Here is a 20008-nt window from a genome sequence, read left to right on the forward strand (position 1 = left end):
GAGTTTCGACATGAACCGATTTGCATCCACTGGCCTGCTGACCCTGTGCCTGTTGAGCCTTGGCATTCAACAAGTCCACGCTCATTCGGCCGACGAACACGCCGGACACAAAGCCCCCGCCAGCAGCACTCAGGAACACGCCCAGGTGAAATTCGCCAACGTGCCGCTGCTTGATCAAAACGGTAAAACCGTGCGCCTCGAACAAGACCTGGTGCAGGGCAAAATCGTCGTCATGAGCTTTATCTACACCAGTTGCACCACGGTGTGCCCGGTGGTCTCGTCGATCATGGGCAAGGTGCAGAAACAGCTCGGCGCGCGCGTCGGCGACGAAGTGCAACTGGTGTCGATCAGCATCGACCCGCAGCGCGACGACCCGAAACGCCTGCAGGATTATGCCCGTACCTTCCAGCGCGGACCGGGCTGGAGCTGGCTGACCGGATCGCCGCAGGCGATCAATGAAACCCTCAAGGGCCTCGGCAGTTTCAGTGGCGACCTGAAGAGTCATCAACCGCTGATCCTCGTCGGCGACGGCGACAGCCGCCACTGGATACGCTACTACGGCTTCACTGATCCGGCGCTGCTGGCCAAGGAAGTGGAAAAACTCAGCGGCCTGCGCACCCACGCCAAACACACCGCCATCGCCATGGAGCAACAGCCATGAGACTGCTCGACTGGATCTCTCTGACCGTATGTTTCTGGATCTTCAGCACCGTGGCGTTTGCCCACGAAGGCCATGTCTCTGAGCCGCAAGCCGCTGTGGCCGCTGCCCCGGCCAAAGGCACTCACGATGCGAAAACCTGGTTCACCGACACGCCGTTGCAGGATCAGAACGGCGACACCTTGCGCTTCTACAGCGACGCGCTGCAAAACCGCATCGTGCTGCTCAACGTGATCTTCACCAGTTGCAATGATGCCTGCCCGCTGATCACCCAAAAGCTCAAGGAAGTGCGCGAGTTGCTCGGTGACAAGGCGCAGGACATCACCTTTATTTCCCTTACCAGTGACCCGCTGCGCGACACGCCAGCGGTGCTCAAGGCTTACACCTTGAAGCAGGGTTCCGATGACCCTCATTGGCTTTTTCTTACTGGCGACAAGGCGCAGATGGATCTGGTGCTGAGCCGCATCGGCCAGATCGTGCCGACCCCCGAGCAACACTCCACGCAGTTGATCGTCGGCGATGTCGCCAATAAACGCTGGAGCAAAATCCGCCCCGACGCCCCGGCTGCCGCCATTGCCCAGCGCTTGCAGTTGCTGACAATGCCCGTGGCCGGCCGCTGAGTCCGCGCCATGAACCTGCGCGGCGTACTCGCCCTGATCCTGCTCGCTGGCGTCAGCCTTGGCGCGAGCGCTGCGCCGCTGACCCCGGAAGAAACGGCGGGCAAGCGTCTGTACCGCCAGGGTCTGTCGGCCAGCGGCGAAGCGATTATGGCGCGGGTCGGCGCGGCGGATATGTTGCTGCCGGCAACCAGCCTGCCGTGCGCCAATTGCCATGGCGCCGATGGCCTCGGTCGACCGGAAGGCGGGGTACGTCCGCCGCCGCTGAACTGGGCGCGACTGACCAGCACCTACGGCCAGCGACAGGTCAATGGGCGCAGCTATCCGGCCTACAGCGAAAGCACGCTGGCCACGGCCATCGAGCAGGGTCGCGACCCCGGCCACAATCGCCTCGACCCGAGCATGCCGCGCTTTCTGCTGTCGATGAAGGATCAGCGCAACCTCACCGCGTACCTCAAACGCCTGGCCGATGAGCGCGACCCCGGCCTCGACGCCGAGACCTTGCACCTCGGCACGCTGCTACCCAGTCAGGGCCCGCTGGCGGAAGAGGGCATGACCATCGCCGCGATACTTAACGGCAGCGTGGCGCGGATCAATCAGGCCGGAGGCATTCATGGACGGCAGCTGCGTCTGACCGTGGTCGATCCCGGCCCGGATCGCGCCAGTGCCGAACAAGCCCTGCAGCAGTTGATCGAGCAGGAACAGGTGTTCGCCCTGATCGCACCGCTGGCACCGGCCCTCGACAGTGAACTGGGGCCGCGCCTGGAACAGGCCGGCGTGCCGCTGATCGGCGCCTTGTCGTTGCTCGGGGCGATGCAGGCCAGTCCGCAGATTTTCGAGCCGTTGCCAGGCTTGCGGGAACAGTTGATCGCGCTGGCCGACTACGCCACGGCCAGCCTGCGCGTGCTGCAAGGGCCGACCCTGATTGCCTATCCCGATGACCCTTTACAAGCGCAAGCGGCAACCACCCTCGCTCAATACTTACAGGATCACGGCTGGCAGAAAGTCCTTCTGCAAGCCTACGACCCGACAGCAGAGGCTTTGCCGCTGGGTTCGCGATCGGTGTTCTATCTGGGCAATGGCGGCGGTTTCAGTCGCCTGGCAACGCGGCTGCAAAGCGCCGGGCAAGTGCCGTATCTGTTCGCCGCCTCCAGCCAGGTGGCCGGCGATCTGCTGCAAGTGCCCGACGGCTTCACCCGGCGGGTGTTTCTCGCCTATCCGTTCGTGCCCAGCGACTGGACCCAGGCCGGGCGCATGGCCCTGACGTTGCTGCGCGAAGGACAAGGCCTCGGCGCCCAGCACGCGGTGCTGCAAGTCGGCGCCTACGCCTCAATGCTGCTGCTCAGCGAAGGCATGAAACAGGCCGGCCGTGACGCCAGCCGGGAAAAACTGGTGGCGGCGCTGGAAGGCCTGCACGACTTCGACACCGGCCTGACCCCGCGCCTGAGTTTCGGCCCCGGTCGGCGCCTGGGCTTGAGCGGCGCGCATGTGGTCACCGTGGATTTGCCCGATCAGCGTTTCTATCTGGTCGCCCCTTATAAACCGATTGTTGCCAGCCCCTGAACGGAGGGCCCGATCATGAAACGCATAACGCTGATCTTGCTGCTGACTTGCTGGCTGCCGCTGGCGTGGGCCAATAACGAACCGGCCGTGGCGCGAGTCAATGGCGAGGAGATTTCCGGGTTTCGCTTCGAGCGCTTCTTCGCCGAATACCTGGAAGATCAGGGCCGTGCGGTCGCGAGTATTCGCAGCCCCAAGGCCTACAAGGAACTGCGGCAAGCGGCGTTGCAAGTGTTGATCGACAAAGAACTGCTGTGGCAGGAATCGCAGAAACGTGGCCGACAGATCGACGACCAGGTAGTGCGTCAGCAGATCGAGCAAACCCGCATGGCCATCGGCGGCGCGGATAAATTCGTCCGCCGCTTGCAGGACGCCGGTTTCGATGAGGCGTCCTTCTCCGAGTACACCCGCCGCGAACTGGCGGCGCAGCAGATGTTTGCCGAACTGGTGCGCGCCAATACCTTGCAACCCCGCCACCTGTTGATCCGCGTGCCCGGGCAAGCGGATGCAGCCACAGTGGCTCAAGCGCGTCTACGCTTGATGCAAATGCGCGCCTCGATTGTCAGCGGGGCCACGTTCGCCAGCGATCCGGTGCGTTCACCGTTCGGCTGGCATGTGATTTATTTGCCGAACCACCTGGAGGCCGCCGATGTCCCAGATTTGCAGGGGCTGGACACAGTCAGGGCACAGCTCGCCCGACAGCAACAGACCCAGGCTCGTCGTCAGGTGCTCGCGCAATTACGAGTGCAGAACAGGATCGAACGAATTGACGACGACTGAAGGTTCCCCCCCAATAGTGGGGAATGGCTTCGATGCCCATTCAGGTGCTTCCCCGTTTCTGGGGAACGGGGTACCGGGACGAGCGGGCATTGTCATTAAATTCAAGGACATGAAGACGTAAAATTACCGGCACTCAGCCTGGCATGAAGTGTGCGTTACCGATGGTAAGGCGCACTCTCAGGGCGGGGTCATCGGACCTGCTGTTTCAAGGAGTCGACCTTGGTTAACAAAGTACTGGTTGTCGAAGACGAACAGCTGCTTGCACAGAACCTTCAGGATTATCTGTCGGCGCAGGGGCTGGATGTCCGGATTGCACATGACGGAGCGACGGCGATCGGCCTGGCCGAAACCTTTGCCCCCGACGTGCTGGTGTTCGATTACCGCTTGCCCGATATGGAAGGCTTTGAGGTGCTCGACGCGGTCCGCCAGAACAGGACGTGCCATTTTGTGCTGATAACGGGTCACCCGACCGCTGAAGTCTGTGAGCGGGCGCGGCAACTGGGGGTCAGCCACATCCTGTTCAAACCGTTTCCTTTGGCGGAACTGGCCCGAGCTGTCTGCGACCTTCTGGGCTTCAAGCGCGAAGCGAAACCCGGTGCAAACCCTTCCGAGGGTTTCGTCGAACGACGCCAGAGCAGGACCGAGAGCTTCCCGTTGCAGTTGTACGATGGCAGTTGGGTGTTGGCGGATCGGCGACGGCAGTCGCGACCCATGGCGCCGGACGACGATCAAATGCTCACCGGGGAGTAATGGCGCGAACAGACGTTCCGGCACTTGCCGCCAAGGTTTGCCGCGCCGACAGGGCTCTAAGCCCCGGTTGGAGAGCAAGCCATGGAACGTCTGTCCGTTGTCGTCGAACCGCTGCTGGCCGAATGCGCCCCCGAGCGCTTTTCCAGTGAACAGCTTGCCCAGGCCCGGGCGCGGGCCGCCACCTCTGGCGAACGCGTGCTTGAAGCCCTTTGCGTACTCTGTGAACTGGCGCCGATGCCGTTCATTCATACCCTCGGCGCCACCCTGCATTACCCGGTGCTCGACACCGACAGCCTGTTTCAAGCGACGCCGGTGTTCGACCGCGTCACCCTCGCACAATGCCTGAAACGCGAATTCATCCTGCTGCGCCACAACGACGAAGTCATCGGCGTGTTTGCCGACCCCTTCGACCCGGCGCGGCTGGCCTGGATCGACGATTGCCTGCACGGCGCGCCGCTGCATCTGGTGCACGCCGATGATCTCAAGGCCTATCTGGCCCGCCACGAAGAAAGCTTCCACGCGGTCGAATCGCTGAACGCCCAAGGCGACACCCACAACGAAATCGACACCCTGCAAAGCCTGTCGCTGACCAGCATCAGCGAAGACGCCAGCAGCGTGGTGAAACTGGTCAACTCGACCCTCTACGACGCGCTGAAAATGCACGCCAGCGACATCCACCTCGGCACCACCGGCCACGGTCTGGTGATCAAGTACCGCATCGACGGCGTGCTCAACAACATCAGCAAAGTCCAGGGCAACGAGTTCGCCGAGCAGGTGATCTCGCGGGTCAAGGTCATGGCTGAGCTGGACATCGGCGAAAAACGCGTGCCGCAGGACGGTCGCTTCAAGATCGGTATCAGCGGCCGTCAGATCGATTTTCGCGTGTCGATCATGCCGAGCATTTTTGGCGAAGACGCGGTGCTGCGGGTGCTGGACAAACAGGATCTGGCCGACAAGGTCTGCGGCGTGCAATTGCAGGCACTGGGCTTTGAAGACGAAACCCTGCGCCAGTTGCGCCGCCTCGCTGCCGAACCCTACGGCATGGTCCTGGTCACCGGCCCGACCGGCAGCGGCAAGACCACCACGCTGTACGCGATGATCACCGAGATCAACCACGGCGTGGACAAGATCATCACCATCGAAGACCCGGTCGAATATCAATTGCCGGGGGTGCTGCAAATCCCGGTCAACGAGAAAAAAGGCCTGACCTTCGCCCGAGGCCTGCGCTCGATCCTGCGCCACGACCCGGACAAGATCATGGTCGGCGAAATCCGTGATCCGGACACCGCGCAGATCGCCGTGCAATCGGCGCTTACCGGCCACCTGGTGTTCACCACCATCCACGCCAACAACGTCTTCGACGTGATCGGCCGCTTCACCCAAATGGAAATCGACCCCTACAGCCTGGTCTCGGCGCTCAACGCGATTCTCGCCCAGCGCCTGATCCGGCTGGTGTGCGCCAGTTGCAGCGCGCCGGTCAATCCAAGCGATGAAGAACTGCGCGCCTCGGGCCTCGATCCACAGAAAGTCGATCACTATCACTTCGTCCACGGCAAAGGCTGCGGCCACTGCCGGGGCAGCGGCTATCGCGGGCGCACGGCGATTGCCGAGTTGCTGCACCTCGACGACGAACTGCGCCAGATGATCGTCGAGCGTCAACCGATCACCCAAATCAAAGCCCTGGCCTGTGCCCGTGGTTTGCGCCTGCTGCGCGAATCGGCACTGGAGCTGGTGGAACAAGGTCGCACCACGCTGGAGGAGATCAATCGTGTCACTTTTATCGCGTGAGCGTTTTGTCGCCGTGCTCGGCGCCAGCGGTGTTGGCCTCGGTCAGCGGTGCGGCAGCGACACCCTGTGGCTGGGCAGCGTCGGGTACATCGACGAAGGCTTCCAGAGCTACGCGGTGGCGCTGGACACCCTCGATCGCCTGCTCGGTGAGCACGCCCGCGCCGGTGCCGAATTGAGCGTGGTCATCTCCGGGCACTTCAGCCGTTTCTGCCTGGTGCCGTGGAGCGCGCAGATCAGCAGCCCTGAGGAACTGCGCGGCTTTGCCCAACTGTGTTTTGAAGACCTGTTTGGCGCGCCAACGCAAGCCTGGAGTCTGGTGCTATCCGCCGAACCGGCCGGTTACGACCGCATCGCCAGCGCTTTGCCGCAGGACTTGCTCGAACGTCTGCGCACGCTGGTCAGCGGTCGCGGTTTGCGCCTGCGCTCAGTGCAGCCGTACCTGATGGCGGCGTTCAACCGCTTCGACAAAAGCCTCGATGCCGGCGACTTCCTGTTCGTCGTCGCCGAGCCGCAACGCAGCGTGTTGTTGCTGGCGAGGGAAGGGCGTTGGGTCGGTGTACGTTCGGTGGGCGGCAGCGACAGCGATGCCGCGTTGAATGCGCTTATCGGTCGCGAACGGCAGCTGCAAGCCTCGACCAGCGAACGCGCGTTCAACGTTTATCTGCATGCGCCGGCGCGCCTCGATGCGCATCCGGACGTGGCGGGTGTGCAACTGCGCACCCTTGAAGACGACTCGATGAACGTGCGTGACGGCTTGTACGTCATGTCCCGGGCGGTGGCCTGATATGCGCGCGCTCAATCTCGACTTTCAGCCACGGCCACGTTCCGGCCCGTTGGGTTGGAGCCTGCTTGGCGGCGGTGTGCTGCTGGCGGCGCTGTGCTTCGGCGTGCAACAGCACCTCGACGCGCACACCGACCAGCAACAAGGCCACTTGCAAACCACCCAGCGCCAGCTCACCGGCGACAGCGGCGCCAAGTCCACCTTGAGCCCGGCGCAAACCCGTGAGCAAGCGGCAAACCTCGCCGAAATGCGCAAGGTCTCGCAGCAACTGCGCCGGCCGTGGGAACGCCTGTTCGCCATGCTCGAAGCGATGCCGCGCGATGACGTCGCGCTGCTGACCCTGACCCCGGATGCGCGCAAAGGCCAGGTGCGCATCAGCGCCGAAGCACGAGATCTGCAAGCGATGCTCGACTTCCACAAACGTCTGGAAGCCAGCGACGAGCTGTCCGACGTGTCGCTGCTGAGCCACGAAATCGTCGTCAAATCGCCGGAGCAACCGGTGCAATTCAACCTGTCGGCGACTTGGGAGATTGGCGATGCGAATCCCTAGACTGATCGTCCACGAATACCTGCAAGGCCTCGGCATTCCGGGCCTCGCCGGGCTGGCATTGCTGCTGGTTGCCACCGCTTGGGCACTCGGTGGCTTGCTGCCGAGTTGGCAATCATTGCAGCACCTGAGCCTGCAGACTCGGGAAGCGAGCGCGTATCTGGCCAAGGTTGAAGACGGCAGCATCGCGCCACCGGTGGTGCCACAGCGTCAGCTCGACGACTTCCGCAACAAACTGCCGGCGCAGCCGCAAGCCACCGTCGCCATCGACCGCATCTACGCCCTCGCAGCGCAAGAACACATCACCCTGGCGCGCGGCGAATACGCCCTCGGCGTCGACCCGAAAACCCATCTGGCGCGCTATCAGATCCTCCTGCCAGTGCGCGGCAGCTACCCGCAATTACGCCGGTTCCTGCACGCCTTGCTCGGCCAGTTGCCGGCGGTGGTGGTGGAAGACCTCGAGTTGCAACGCAAGAAGATTGGCGACACCGACCTCAATGGCCGGATCCGTATGACCCTTTACCTGTCGAGGTCGTGATGAATACCAAGCGCGTGACAGGTTGGTTGGCGTTCTTTGGCGTAGCTGCTGCGCTGGCGTGGTTGCCGGAATATTTCTCGCCAAGCGAAGACGCCGATTCCAACGAAGTCGCCGTCGTCACGCCGGGGAAAACCCGTGGCGCGCTGCCGGCCAGTACCGCCAAGGCCAAGGATGCGTCGATCAAGGACCTGAGCCCGGCCGGCGACTTGTTCGCGGCCAAATCCTGGAAGGCCGCGCCGACTCTGGCCACGGTCACCGAAATGGCCATCAATCCAGCAACTGTGGTGCAAGCCCCGAGCCTGCCACCGGTGCCGTTTCAGTTCGTCGGCAGGCTGCATGACCGCAGCGACCTGCAAGTGTTTTTGCAGAACGGCGAAAAGATCTACGTCGTGCGCAACGGGGATGTGATCGACGACACCTGGAAGATCACCGGCATTTCCGATGTGGAATTGAGCCTGGTCTACCTGCCTTTGCATTTGTCGCAGACCCTGTCTGTGGGGAGTACGCAATGAACCGTTCCCGTTTGCTGATGAGCCTGGGTCTGTGTGCCGGGCTGGCCGCGTGCAGTTCCGCACAAGTGGCCAACAAGGAAGCCGCCGACCTGATTGAACAGGGTCAGTACGAGGCGGGGCTGGCCCGAATCGAAGAAGGCCTGCGCGAAAACCCACGGGACACCGAGCTGCACTTGCTGCTCAACAGCGGTCGGGCCAAGGCGATCACCGCGTTGCTGACGACCGGCGACACTGACCGTTCGCGCCGCGACTTCGCTTCGGCGCGCGTGGCCTACAACCGCGTGCTGACCATCGAGCCGAACAACCGCCGCGCTCAGGATGCTCTGAAGCAGATGGATTACCTGCGCAGCATGGACGAAAAACTGGAACTGGCCCGTGGCGACCTGCGTCGCGGCGACATCTACGGCGCTGATCGTCAGGTCAAACAGATCCTCGAACTCGACCCCAACAATGAGGGCGCGCTGGAGCTGCAAGGCAACATTCGTCTGGTGCAGAGCCGCAATGTCATTGCCTACCCGCAACTGCGCACCAAGCTCGATCGGCCGGTGACCCTGGAGTTTCGCGACGCCAACCTCAAGACCATTTTCGAAGTGCTGTCGCAAGTTGCCGGGCTCAACTTCATCTTCGACAAAGACCTGCGCCCGGACATGAAAGCGACGATTTTCGTGCGTGACGTGCGCATTGAAGACGCCGTGACCCTGCTGCTGCAACAGAACCAGTTGCACCAGAAAGTGGTGAACGAAAACACCTTGCTGATCTACCCGGATTCACCGCAGAAAGTGAAGGATTACCAGGAACTGGTGATGCGCACGTTTTACCTGACCAGCATCGACGCCAACACCGCGCTGAACATGGTCAAAACCATGCTCAAGACCCGCGACGTGTTCGTCGACGAACGCCTCAACACCCTGACCATGCGCGACACCGAAGACGCCGTGCGCATGGCCGAGAAACTGCTGCAGTCGCAAGACCAGTCGAACCCGGAAGTGGTGCTCGAAGTGGAAGTGATGGAAGTCGCCACCCAGCGCATTCTCGACCTCGGCCTGCAATGGCCGAACACCTTCGGCGTGGTCAACAGCGACGGTTCGGCGGTGACCCTGCTTGATCAACTGAAAGGCATCAATTCCAGCCGGATTTCGATCTCGCCGTCGCCGCAAGCCAAGATCAACGCCCAGGACAATGACATCAACACCCTCGCCAGCCCGGTGATTCGTGTCAGCAACCGCGAGCAGGCGCGGATTCACATCGGTCAGCGTGTGCCGATCATCAGCGCGACTTCGGTGCCGTCGACGCAAGGCCCGGTGATCACTGAGAGCGTCACTTACCTCGACGTCGGTCTGAAGCTCGAAGTGCAACCAACCGTGCACCTGAACAACGAAGTGGCGATCAAGATTGCTCTCGAAGTGAGTAACGCCACGCCGCTGGAACCGACCCGTCAGGGCACGATCCCGGTGCAGGTCGACACCCGCAACGCGCAAACCTCGCTGCGCCTGCATGACGGCGAAACGCAGATCCTCGCCGGTCTGATGCGCAACGACCACGGCGCCACCGGCAACAAGATCCCGGGCCTCGGCGATATTCCTGGCATTGGCCGGCTGTTCGGCAGCAACAAGGACACCGTCGGCAAATCCGAACTGGTGCTGTCGATCACCCCACGGATCGTGCGCAACCTGCCGTATCAGAGCCCGTCGGACATGGAGTTCTCCACCGGCACCGAAACCAGCATGCACATCCAGGCACCGGATCGTTCGCAGAGTTACGTGATGCCGTCGCCTGCCGCGCAGCCGCGTGCCGTCGGTGAGTCGGCCGTGGCCACCACCCGTGTCACCGTCGAGAAGCCTTGATCATGAACGCCTCCCAACGCGGTTTCAGCCTGATCGAAGTCGTGGTGACGCTGGCCCTGATCGGTCTGTTGGCGAGCATGGCCGCGCCACTGACCGAGACCCTGGTGCGGCGTGGCAAGGAGCAGGAATTGCGCAACGCGCTGTACCAGATTCGCGATGGCATCGACGCCTACAAGCGTGCCTTCGATGCCGGCTATATCGAGAAGTCGCTGAACAGCAGCGGCTACCCGCCGAACCTGCAAGTACTGGTCGAAGGCGTGCGCGATGTGCGCAGCGCCAAGGGCGCCAAGTTCTACTTTTTACGCCGCATCCCGCGCGATCCGCTGGTGCCGGCCAAACGTGATGACGAAGGGGGTTGGGGCGTGCGCGCCTACAACAGTTCGGCTCAGAACCCGCGCGATGGCGAGGACGTGTTCGACGTCTACTCCCACGCCCGGGGCAAGGGCCTCAACGGTGTCGCTTACCGCGAGTGGTGAACCTCATGCGCCGGGAAAAAGGTTTTACCTTGCTGGAGCTGATGGTGGTGATGGCGATCATCGCCACGCTGATGACCATCGCGCTGCCGCGCTACTTCAACAGCCTCGAAGCGTCGAAGGAAACCACGCTGCGCCAGAGCCTGTCGGCGATGCGCGAGGCGCTGGATCACTTCTACGGCGATACCGGCCGCTATCCGGATTCCATCGAGCAACTGATCGAACAACGTTACCTGCGCAATGCGCCACTCGATCCGATCACCGAACGCAAAGACCAGTGGGTGCTGATCGCGCCACCGGACGGCGTTGCCGGTGGCGTGGCCGACATCAAAAGCGGTGCTACCGGGAGGGCGCGTGATGGCAGCCAGTATTCCGAGTGGTAACCGCGCGCAGCAGGGTGGTTTCACCTACCTGGGCGTGCTGTTCCTCATCGTAGTGATGGGCATGGGCCTGGCCAGTGCTGGCGAGTTGTGGTCGACCGCTTCGCGGCGCGACCGTGAACGCCAGTTGCTCTGGGTCGGCACTCAATACGCCCAGGCGCTGCGCAGTTATTACCGCAGTTCGCCGGGGCTGGCGCAGTACCCGAAAGAACTGGCGGATTTGCTTGAAGATCAGCGCTTTCCCGAGGCCAAGCATCACCTGCGTCAGCTCTATCCGGACCCGATCGGTCAGGGTGAATGGGCGCTGCAACGCGGTTTTGACGGACGCATCACCGGCCTCAACAGCCCGTCGACCGAGCTGCCGTTGAAGCAGGCGGACTTCCCGACGCAGTGGTCGGATTTCCAAGGCATGCAGCGTTATTCGGATTGGCAGTTCGTCGCCGAAAAAGCCTTCCTCGACGGCACCAATGGCCCGGCCAAAGGCCAGTCGAATCTGCCGCAGGCGTTGCAGCCATGACTCGCCAATGGTGGTGCGCGTTGGTCCTCACCGTGGTGGCGGGCTGCGTCCAGGCCGGTGAAGAAGACGAAATGATGGGCTTCATTGTCGACGACACGATCTCGCACATCGGCCACGACTTTTACTACTCGTTCAGTGAACGCCTGCGTGACACCAGCCGGATGGATTTCAACCTGGTGGTGCGCGAGCGGCCCGACGCGCGCTGGGGCAGCCTGGTGACCGTGGAATATCAGCAACGCCTGGTTTATCGGCGCTTCCTGCCGCCGAACACCGTGGAACTGAAGGACGAGGCCTACGCGGCCGCCGACTGGGTTCGACGCCAGGTTGTCCAGCGCAAGCTGGAGGCTCTGTTGCAGGACACCACCGACCTTGAGAAGGACGAACTATGAACAGCACAACGTTCTCACGGCGCAGCGGATTCTGGATCTCGGGGTTGTTGATCGGGCTCGCCAGCGCTGCCGCTGTCCAGGCCACTGAACTGGTCTACACGCCGGTCAACCCGTCGTTCGGCGGCAACCCGCTTAACGGCACCTGGTTGCTCAACAACGCGCAGGCGCAAAACGATCACGACGATCCGGACCTGAAAAGCCGTTCGAGCGTGGCCGGCACCTCGGCGCTGGAGCGCTTCACCAGTCAATTGCAATCGCGGCTGCTAGGGCAGTTGCTGGACAACATCTCCACCGGCAACACGGGGAGCCTGTCCACCGACTCTTTTATCGTCAACGTCATCGACGACTCCGGGGCACTGAGCATTGAAGTGACCGATCGAGCGACCGGTGAGGTTTCGGAAATTCAGGTGAACGGCCTCAACCCATGACGGGCTGACGGTTCCGGGGAGTGACGGACATGAAAAAGATCATCGCGTTAGGGCTGCTGTTGGCGACATTACAAGGGTGCAGTCTGCGTGAGCCGATGTCGGCCGAGCAGGACACCGAAACCCCGACCCTGACCCCCAGGGCCTCGACTTACTACGATTTGCTGAAGATGCCGCGCCCCAAGGGCCGGTTGATGGCGGTGGTGTACGGCTTCCGTGACCAGACCGGACAGTACAAGCCGACGCCGGCGAGTTCGTTTTCGACCAGCGTGACCCAGGGCGCGGCGTCGATGTTGATGGACGCGATGCAGGCCAGTGGCTGGTTTGTCGTGCTTGAGCGGGAAGGGCTGCAGAACCTGTTGACCGAGCGCAAGATCATTCGCGCGTCGCAGAAGAAGCCGAATACGCCGGTGAATATTCAGGGTGAGCTGCCACCGTTGCAGGCGGCGAACATGATGCTCGAGGGCGGGATCATCGCTTATGACACCAATGTGCGTAGCGGTGGGGAAGGGGCGCGGTATCTGGGGATCGATTTGCAGCGTGAGTATCGGGTGGATCAGGTGACCGTCAATTTGCGTGCGGTGGATGTGCGTAGCGGGCAGGTGTTGGCGAATGTGATGACCAGCAAGACGATTTATTCGGTGGCGCGCAGTGCGGGGATTTTCAAGTTTATCGAGTTCAAGAAGTTGCTTGAGGCTGAGGTTGGGTACACGACCAATGAACCGGCGCAGCTTTGTGTGTTGTCGGCGATTGAGGCGGCGGTGGGGCATATGGTGGCGCAGGGGATTGAGCGGCGGTTGTGGCAGGTGGCGGGGGACGCTTCTGTGCCTGGGCAGGATGATGTGTTGAATCGGTATTTGAGCCAGAACAAGATTGATCCTGAGGCGGAGTGAACGTGGCGGCCTTCGGGCCGACCAGGTTCTGGTTGGGCGGGTACATATCCGTTGCTGCGGTAACGGCTGCTTAGGGTTCCGCCCTGACGGCGGGTCACCTTTTCCAAACGCCGAAAAGGTAACCTAAAAGGCTTGCTCCTGCGTGCGGCCCGCTCGCTAAAGCTCGGGGTTCCTTCGCTCCGGGATCGATCCGGGCGCAGCGTCTCCGGTTTGCTTCGCTGCACCTCCTCTCGCTGTGTTTGGCTTCGCCAAACGGTCGCTGCGCTCCCACGCCCGGATCAATCCCTCCACTCAGCCTTCCGACGTCGCCCGTGGATCAAGATCAAAAGCAGGCGAGCTGACACTCGGCCTATTGAGTGGTGAAGAGCGTGGGTGTTCGGCTTTTGATTTGCGTTGTTGCTGCCCCTCATCGGAACGCCGCCCGCCCAGCCCTCTCCCGAGGGAGAGGGAGCCGATTTTCGGGCTTTTCAAAACCTGAGTTCGGCGCGGTATTTCACGTCGGCGTACCTCTGCCAAACACCTCGGTCAGTTCCCTCTCCCTACGGGCGGTCCGACGTTTCGGGAGGGCTAGGGTGAGGGCTGCGATCTGAAGTGTGTTTAAAGAAGTGTCTGAATCGGCGGAACCTTCCCACAATGTTTTCAGGTTGTCCGTCGGACGTCCGGTCTCTAGCCTGTGTTCGTCGCTGCCAATTCAGCGACCGGGCGTGGAAACCCGAGTAACTACAGAGCGCACAAGCGCCATTCATAACGTATCCTTGCGCACCTTCACTGTGTGCACTTTGTTATGGCGGCTGTGCGTGGGAGACCTTGTGTCTGCCGGGTTGCCTCTGTCCCGGGTTTCCAACCTGCGTACAGCTGCCACCTATTCGCTTGGAAACCGAATGGGGGCCAGCTATAACCGTCATACAGGGTAAATAATCATGAAAAAACCAACACCCAATCCCCCAGAATCAGACACCGACAGCACATCCCCCTACGCCTCAGTCGACAGCAAAAAACTCCACGAAGCCGCCGACCGCGCCCTCGATTTCTACCTCAACCCCACCGCCCACATCATGTCCTGCGCCAACGAGCCGGAACCCATGTACCTCGCCAACCCCAGGTACAACACCGAATCCCTGCTGGCCAACGCCAGCGAAACCCTCGGCTCGGCCAGCGAGATGCTCATCAACTTCGCCGCCTCCCTGGAAACCTCACACCGCAAGACTGCACTGGGTATCGCACAAGTCGTCATGCTGGGCGAACTGGCGGTGAATCAAGCGCTGGATCACGTCGAGTTGAAGGATGGCTAATTCCCCGAAGATCCAAAACGATAAGGAAGTGGAAAAGCGCCGTCCGACCTTGGAAGCGTTGGCCGATGTGGATGCTGATCGCGTCATCGATGATCAAACAGTGCGGGACTGGGCTGACTCTTTGATTCGCTCGGAATCAACATCAAAGAGTTCCCCATAGCTCAGGAAAAATAGAAAACAAAAAACGCGACCCTCGAAAAGGTCGCGTCTTTTTTCGTTAGCAAATAATTACGTTTGATCTGCGTTATGGATATTCCTGACGCGCATGCAAAACGCTCAGAATATTTATCCGATCCACCACCTGATAAATGATCAGGTAATTGGGGTGTACGACCATCTCGCGAGTACCGGGTGCTCGACCCATTCGATAGACGTGTGGATGTTGAGCAAGGGTAACCGTAGCGCCTTCGATAGCTTGGGAAAGTCTGTCAGCCGCTACTAAGTTCCTGTCACTGATGTAATCAAGGATTTTCAGGAGTTCAGCCCGAGCTTCGGGCTGCCACTCAACCTGCATCGTATTTTTTACGCTTTGCTTCCATCAGGGCACGCATCTCAGCCATAACCTGATCATTTGGAATGCTCGGTCTTGTATCACTCATCGAAGCCTGCACTTTGGCGATTAACCAACGGTCATAGCTGGCGGCCTGCTCTTCGGGGTCAAGATCTGAAACAACTGGGCACAGTGGGTCGATTAAAGACGGGTCGATCATGGCACCTCCGGGTTTAATGCCTCGAAGTCTATTCGGTAAAGCATTTGCTGTCGTCGCTGGCTGGATGAATAGCACGTTGGTCAAGCTCCATGAGGATCAATTTGTCCCAAAGAATCCTAGACGCCCTGCTTCCGACGGCCAACCGCCAGAAGTGGTAGGAAAACACCACGAATTTGGTAAAAGCTTTCTTTTTTCTGTAGGACTCGGCTGGTCTGGCAAGACTCGCAGGTGGCTACGTCAGACCACAAAAAAAACCGCGACCCCCCTCACCAGAGAATCGCGGTCCATCAACACCCAACCCCTACTGCTGCAACACCGTCGCCTGGTTAGCCGACCCAAACTGCTGAATATTCGCCGTCTGCGTAACCCCACTCTGATCCACATTGGCAATGTTCCCCGTGCCGCCCTGGGTCACATACGCCACGTTCATCGTGTCCGCCTGTTTCACCGTGATCATGTTGTCACTGCCATACAGCTGCGCGGTATACGCCTGGTTCCCCGACCCGGACTGATCAAACTCAGCACTGTTCCCCGTGCCATTCGACGAACCCTGCACCAGGTTGCCAGTGCCGCGCTGATCGGAAATCAAAATGTTGTCGCTACCATTCTGATCAAAATACAGCTCGTTATACGACTCAGCCTGACTGACCGTGGTCTTGTTGCCAGTCCCGGTTTGATGCGTGGTCATGACTTGCCCAACGCCATCCTGAGTGAAGCTGGCGATGTTGCCATTGCCCGCCTGAGTAACTGTCGCGCGTTGGCCGCTGCCGAACTGGCCGCCGGATTGCGGGCCTTTCCAGTTGCTGGCGTAGACCTTGTTGTCGTTGCCCACGGAGGTGGCGCTGAGCACGTGGCTGTCGCCGTTCTGGTAGGTGAAGTGCACGTTGCCGTTACCGACCTGATACAACGCCAGTGTCGAGTTGACCGATTCGAATTGGTCGGCGTAGATGGCGTTTGTATTCCCGACCTGGGTGACGGCGGCGGTGTTGTTTTCGCCGAAGCTTTGGTCGACCACGGTTTCGTTGCTGTCGCCGTACTGGTTGACGGTGGCTTGGCTGGCCAGTTGCGCGTCCTGCCAGATTTCAGTGCCGTTGAGGTTACCGAACTGGTTGATGGTGATGTTGCCGCCAGTGCCGTTGCGCTGGTCGCCGTAGGCGTAGTTGCCTTCGCCGGCCTGGTTGATGCCGATCTGGCCGCCGTTGTGCAGCACTTGTTCGGCGGTGCCGTAGTTGGCGGTGCCGTATTGGGTAATCACTGAACTGTTGCCGCTGCCTTCATAAAGTTGCTCGATGTTGGCTTCGTTGCTGTCGCCGAACTGGAAGGTTTTGCCTTCGCTGCCGTTCTGCGAATCCTGATAGATGAACGAGAAGTTGCCGGTGCCTTGCTGCTGTTGCAGCGCGTTGTTCGGTGAGCCGAAGCCCAGCGACTGGCTGGCGTGGGCGGTGTTGAAGGCGCCGACTTGTTGCTGGGTGATGGTGGCGTTGTTTTCGTAAAGTTGTTCCGCGTAAGCCGCGTTGTAATCGCCGACTGCGTCCTGGGTGATCACGCTGGTGGCGTGATCTTGCACGGCGGCGGCGTCGTTGCCTTGGCCCAGCTGGGTTTGGGTGGCGGTGCTGAACGGGGCCTGGGTCTGTTTCACGTCGGCGATGTTGGCGGTACCGACCTGGCTTTGGTTGGACAGGCTGTCGTCGGCCATGGCCTGGGCACTGATCATGACCAGGATGGCGGCGGTGAGGGGCGTCAGTTTGAACATGATGAACTCTCCGATGATTGGCAGTGCTTAGCGATATTGCTTGACCGAAACGCTCATGCCGTTGCCCGACTGGGTCACGGCGCTTTGCAGCCCCGCGCCGGCCTGCTCGATGCTGGCGTCGTTGTTGTTGCCGTTTTGCGAAATCTGCGCGCGGTTATGGCTGCCGTTTTGGGTAATGGAGGCGGCGTTGCCGGAACCGTTCTGGTTGATCAGCGCCATCAGGTCGCTGCCCTGTTGCAGGATGTACGCTTCCTGATTGCTGCCCGACTGCACGATCTGCCCGAGCAGCGACTGACCGTTCTGTTGCAGCAGGGCGACGTTGGCCTGGCCGAGCTGGTCGATCAGGGCTTGCTGGCCCACCGGTGGGGGCAGTTCGCCGAGGTCGCTGCTGGTCGGGGCCAGGTCGTCGTTTTCCATCAGGTCGTCGGCACGCACGCCTGCACTGCTGCACAGCAGGAGCAGGCAAAGCAGGGCGGCGGTCGGCGTGTTCATGGCAAAAATCCTGTGTGTCGTTATCCGGTTGCGAAGCACGCCCCAGCCACCCGCAAGTGGCTGGGGCGCAGGCCTACAGCGTGGTCACCGAGACTGTGCGCACGGTGCCCTGGGACGAGCGGATCGTCGCGGTCGGGTTGGCCGATGGCACCACCAGCGTGTTGTTCAGCGTCAGCCGCCAGCGTCCGGTCAACGGCACCGTGGTGGTGCCAAGGGTGACCAGCCCGGAAGGGGTGGTGACCTGCACGGTGATGGTGTTGCCGGTGGTCACTGACGAGGTGCCGGTGAAGTCCCAGTTGAAGCGACCACCGGAGCGTGCCTGCACCGTGGAAGCGGTGACGGCGAACGTTTCTGCTGCTGGCCGTGGCGACACTTGCACCGTGACTGTGGCTGGCGTCGACAGGGCACCGAAGGCGTCCCGGGCGATGTAGGTGAAGGTCGTGGTGAATGCCGTGGTCACGGTGGCCGGTGGGGTGTAAGTGATCACCGTGCCGTCAGTGCTGACCGTGCCCCGGCCAGCGGCGGGTTGGGTCAGGCTGTTGACGGCCAGCGGCACGTTGCCTTCCGGATCGGTGTCGTTGGCCAGCACGTTGATCGGGATCGCAACACCAAGCGTGGCGACGCTGTCGGCGACGGCGGTCGGTGCCTGGTTGGGCGCGACGGTGATGGTTACGGTCGCCGGGTTGGCCGAGGCCAGGCCTTTGGCGTCCTGCGCTTTGTAGGTGAAGGTGGTGGTCAGTGGCGCGTTGACCACCGCTGGCGGGGTGTAGACCACCGATGTGGTGCCGTTGAGAGCGACGGTGCCTTGGCCGGCGGCTGGTTGAGTCAATGCGGTGATGCCCAGCGGATTGTCACCATCAGGATCGCTGTCGTTGGTCAACAGACTGAGGGTGATCGGCACGCCGAAGCTGGTGCTGCCGCTGTCGGCGTTGGTGATTGGCGCTTGGTTTTCACCCGTGTCCGGCGCGCTGCCGACCACGACGACCGCTTCGGTGTCTCCACCGCCAGCGGCAGATTTCACCGTCACGGTAGCGGGTGGCTGAGTCAGGTCGGCGACGGTGATGCGCTGCAGGGTGCCGGTCTTCGACAGACGTCCGTAGCCTTGGGCAACCATGTCGGGGATCGCCACTTCATCGCTCGAAGTAGCCTCGATCAGCAAGCTATGGTTGGCCCAGTTGTAACGGGCAGTCTGCACTTTCACCACGTCGGTGAGCTTGGCCGACACGGCCGTCGGACGCGTGGTGCCGGCGGGGTTGGTGGCGGTCACGACGACTACCGGAGGTACCGCGCCAGTGCCCAATCGGTGGCCGAAGAACAGACCATTGTTGTCACCCAACAGACTGGTCTGGCACGGCGTTGGCGGTGGGCCGGGCAGCAGCGCCACGGTTTCACGGAAGCACAGGGTCGAGCTGTTACTGGCCTTGGCAAACACTTCGGCACGCACGCCGGCGGCGGTGCGGCGATAGGTGGCGCGGTCGATTTCCACCTGGGTCTGCTGACGGTTGTCGAGCACTTTGCCGGACAGGCTGAACACGCTTGACTGGATCGTCCCGGCAGGCCCGGTGATGCGCAGGAAGTTGGTGTTGAACGGGCTGCCGGTCACCGCTTCGTTGAGGTTCGGGTCGCCGACGAAAGTTTCCGTGGCGCCGGTGTCCGGGTTCACTTCGGTGTACGGACCGTTGACGCTGCGCAGGAACGGTCCGATAGCGCCATTGACGGCACCGGTGAAATTGCCCGGTGCGCCGATGCCGATGTCGCGGGTGATGTTGATCGCGCGGCGCCCGGGTGCGGTGACATTGACCGTCTCGACGCCATACGGGTGCGTGATGGTGTAGGTGCCGGCAACGGGTACGTTCACCCGGATGCGAATCCGCGCGAAGCTTTGCTGATCACCATCGGCCGGATTTTCCGAGGCGAATGCCGCTTCGATCCCGGCGACATAGGCGTCCACACCATAACCGGCAGCGTTGTCGGCAATCGTGGTTTCGGCCAGGAACCAGAAGGCTTCCGGCGGCCAGTTGTCGGGGAAAATCATCGGCTGGGCGTCGTCGTAGATACCCGGCTCGGCGAGCAGAATGCACATGTAGGCCGGTGGCACGCTGGCCGCCACTCGCGAGCTGGCGGCGCGCGACTGACAGAGCTCCATCGATAGCTGATTTTCGTCCTGATACCACATCGGGAATTTCCCGGTGGCGAAGGTGTAGGGGCCGGGGTCGACGGCGGCGAGTTGCGCGTAGGCACTGCCGGTCAGCGAGAGAGCGAGCCCGAGCGCGTTGAGCGCAAAGCGTGGCCACTTGTTCATGATGCCT

At 61.6% G+C, this 20008-nt stretch carries 23 protein-coding genes; 18 read left to right on the forward strand and 5 right to left on the reverse strand.

Features of this window, described 5'->3' with window-relative positions; genetic code table 11:
* Positions 1 to 10 precede the first annotated feature (10 nt).
* The 18 genes from PspS49_RS10950 (at position 11) to PspS49_RS11035 (ending at position 14744) form a co-directional block, all read left to right on the forward strand.
* A complete protein-coding gene (locus PspS49_RS10950) occupies positions 11 to 661 on the forward strand; it encodes an SCO family protein (RefSeq protein WP_160039214.1) in 651 nt (216 codons plus the stop codon).
* Positions 658 to 1278 (forward strand): SCO family protein, encoded by a 621-nt coding sequence (locus PspS49_RS10955; protein ID WP_160039215.1) that lies wholly within the window; start codon positions 658 to 660, stop codon positions 1276 to 1278. The genes PspS49_RS10950 and PspS49_RS10955 overlap by 4 nt, the downstream gene beginning before the upstream one ends.
* Positions 1279 to 1287: 9 nt before the next feature.
* Positions 1288 to 2838, forward strand: coding sequence for an ABC transporter substrate-binding protein (locus PspS49_RS10960; RefSeq protein WP_150776337.1), 1551 nt, complete (start codon positions 1288 to 1290; stop codon positions 2836 to 2838).
* Between the two features lie 15 nt (positions 2839 to 2853).
* The gene (locus tag PspS49_RS10965) at positions 2854 to 3615 is read left to right on the forward strand and encodes a SurA N-terminal domain-containing protein (protein WP_150776338.1); all 762 of its coding nucleotides are present in this window, start codon (positions 2854 to 2856) and stop codon (positions 3613 to 3615) included.
* A gap of 219 nt (positions 3616 to 3834) precedes the next feature.
* Positions 3835 to 4365 (forward strand): response regulator, encoded by a 531-nt coding sequence (locus PspS49_RS10970; protein WP_064392623.1) that lies wholly within the window; start codon positions 3835 to 3837, stop codon positions 4363 to 4365.
* Between the two features lie 81 nt (positions 4366 to 4446).
* A complete protein-coding gene (locus PspS49_RS10975; RefSeq protein WP_160039217.1) occupies positions 4447 to 6153 on the forward strand; it encodes a GspE/PulE family protein in 1707 nt (568 codons plus the stop codon).
* A complete protein-coding gene (locus tag PspS49_RS10980) occupies positions 6134 to 6937 on the forward strand; it encodes a hypothetical protein (RefSeq protein WP_160039219.1) in 804 nt (267 codons plus the stop codon). The genes PspS49_RS10975 and PspS49_RS10980 overlap by 20 nt, the downstream gene beginning before the upstream one ends.
* 1 nt (position 6938) lies before the next feature.
* Positions 6939 to 7484 carry a PilN domain-containing protein gene (locus PspS49_RS10985; protein ID WP_150752144.1) on the forward strand — a complete coding sequence of 182 codons (546 nt, stop codon included), beginning with the start codon at positions 6939 to 6941 and terminating at the stop codon, positions 7482 to 7484.
* Complete coding sequence (locus tag PspS49_RS10990; RefSeq protein WP_160039221.1) at positions 7471 to 8019, forward strand: GspMb/PilO family protein; 549 nt, start codon at positions 7471 to 7473, stop codon at positions 8017 to 8019. The genes PspS49_RS10985 and PspS49_RS10990 overlap by 14 nt, the downstream gene beginning before the upstream one ends.
* Positions 8019 to 8531 (forward strand): hypothetical protein, encoded by a 513-nt coding sequence (locus PspS49_RS10995; protein WP_160039223.1) that lies wholly within the window; start codon positions 8019 to 8021, stop codon positions 8529 to 8531. The genes PspS49_RS10990 and PspS49_RS10995 overlap by 1 nt, the downstream gene beginning before the upstream one ends.
* The gene (locus tag PspS49_RS11000) at positions 8528 to 10375 is read left to right on the forward strand and encodes a secretin N-terminal domain-containing protein (protein WP_122597817.1); all 1848 of its coding nucleotides are present in this window, start codon (positions 8528 to 8530) and stop codon (positions 10373 to 10375) included. The genes PspS49_RS10995 and PspS49_RS11000 overlap by 4 nt, the downstream gene beginning before the upstream one ends.
* A 2-nt stretch (positions 10376 to 10377) precedes the next feature.
* Positions 10378 to 10851, forward strand: coding sequence for a type II secretion system protein (locus PspS49_RS11005; RefSeq protein WP_160039225.1), 474 nt, complete (start codon positions 10378 to 10380; stop codon positions 10849 to 10851).
* Positions 10852 to 10856: 5 nt separating this feature from the next.
* Positions 10857 to 11231, forward strand: coding sequence for a type II secretion system protein (locus PspS49_RS11010; RefSeq protein WP_007919395.1), 375 nt, complete (start codon positions 10857 to 10859; stop codon positions 11229 to 11231).
* Positions 11206 to 11745: a type II secretion system protein gene (locus tag PspS49_RS11015; RefSeq protein ID WP_160039227.1), complete on the forward strand. Its 540-nt coding sequence runs from the start codon at positions 11206 to 11208 to the stop codon at positions 11743 to 11745. The genes PspS49_RS11010 and PspS49_RS11015 overlap by 26 nt, the downstream gene beginning before the upstream one ends.
* Entirely contained in the window at positions 11742 to 12134 is a 393-nt protein-coding gene (gene csgE, locus PspS49_RS11020; RefSeq protein WP_160039237.1) for a curli production assembly/transport protein CsgE, read from the forward strand. The genes PspS49_RS11015 and csgE overlap by 4 nt, the downstream gene beginning before the upstream one ends.
* Entirely contained in the window at positions 12131 to 12562 is a 432-nt protein-coding gene (locus PspS49_RS11025) for a curli assembly protein CsgF (RefSeq protein ID WP_016987875.1), read from the forward strand. Before csgE ends, PspS49_RS11025 begins: the two co-directional genes overlap by 4 nt.
* Before the next feature lie 29 nt (positions 12563 to 12591).
* On the forward strand, positions 12592 to 13452 hold the full coding sequence (locus PspS49_RS11030; protein ID WP_038364894.1) for a CsgG/HfaB family protein: 861 nt from the start codon (positions 12592 to 12594) through the stop codon (positions 13450 to 13452).
* Between the two features lie 920 nt (positions 13453 to 14372).
* Complete coding sequence (locus PspS49_RS11035; protein WP_127926661.1) at positions 14373 to 14744, forward strand: DUF6124 family protein; 372 nt, start codon at positions 14373 to 14375, stop codon at positions 14742 to 14744.
* Between the two features lie 244 nt (positions 14745 to 14988).
* On the opposite strand, the gene PspS49_RS11045 is transcribed toward PspS49_RS11035, so the two are convergent.
* The 5 genes from PspS49_RS11045 to PspS49_RS11065 all read right to left on the reverse strand — a co-directional run bounded on the left by PspS49_RS11045 (position 14989) and on the right by PspS49_RS11065 (position 20001).
* Positions 14989 to 15258, reverse strand: coding sequence for a type II toxin-antitoxin system RelE/ParE family toxin (locus PspS49_RS11045; RefSeq protein WP_127926662.1), 270 nt, complete (start codon positions 15256 to 15258; stop codon positions 14989 to 14991).
* Positions 15248 to 15454: an antitoxin gene (locus PspS49_RS11050; RefSeq protein WP_083368637.1), complete on the reverse strand. Its 207-nt coding sequence runs from the start codon at positions 15452 to 15454 to the stop codon at positions 15248 to 15250. The genes PspS49_RS11045 and PspS49_RS11050 overlap by 11 nt, the downstream gene beginning before the upstream one ends.
* A gap of 301 nt (positions 15455 to 15755) precedes the next feature.
* Positions 15756 to 17207, reverse strand: coding sequence for a curlin (locus tag PspS49_RS11055; RefSeq protein WP_160039239.1), 1452 nt, complete (start codon positions 17205 to 17207; stop codon positions 15756 to 15758).
* Between the two features lie 27 nt (positions 17208 to 17234).
* On the reverse strand, positions 17235 to 17699 hold the full coding sequence (locus PspS49_RS11060; RefSeq protein ID WP_110721043.1) for a curlin: 465 nt from the start codon (positions 17697 to 17699) through the stop codon (positions 17235 to 17237).
* A 73-nt stretch (positions 17700 to 17772) separates the two neighbouring features.
* Complete coding sequence (locus tag PspS49_RS11065; protein ID WP_160039241.1) at positions 17773 to 20001, reverse strand: Ig-like domain-containing protein; 2229 nt, start codon at positions 19999 to 20001, stop codon at positions 17773 to 17775.
* Between the last annotated feature and the right edge of the window lie 7 nt (positions 20002 to 20008).

It is taken from the genome of Pseudomonas sp. S49 (genome assembly GCF_009866785.1).
In the GTDB taxonomy this organism is placed as follows: domain Bacteria; phylum Pseudomonadota; class Gammaproteobacteria; order Pseudomonadales; family Pseudomonadaceae; genus Aquipseudomonas.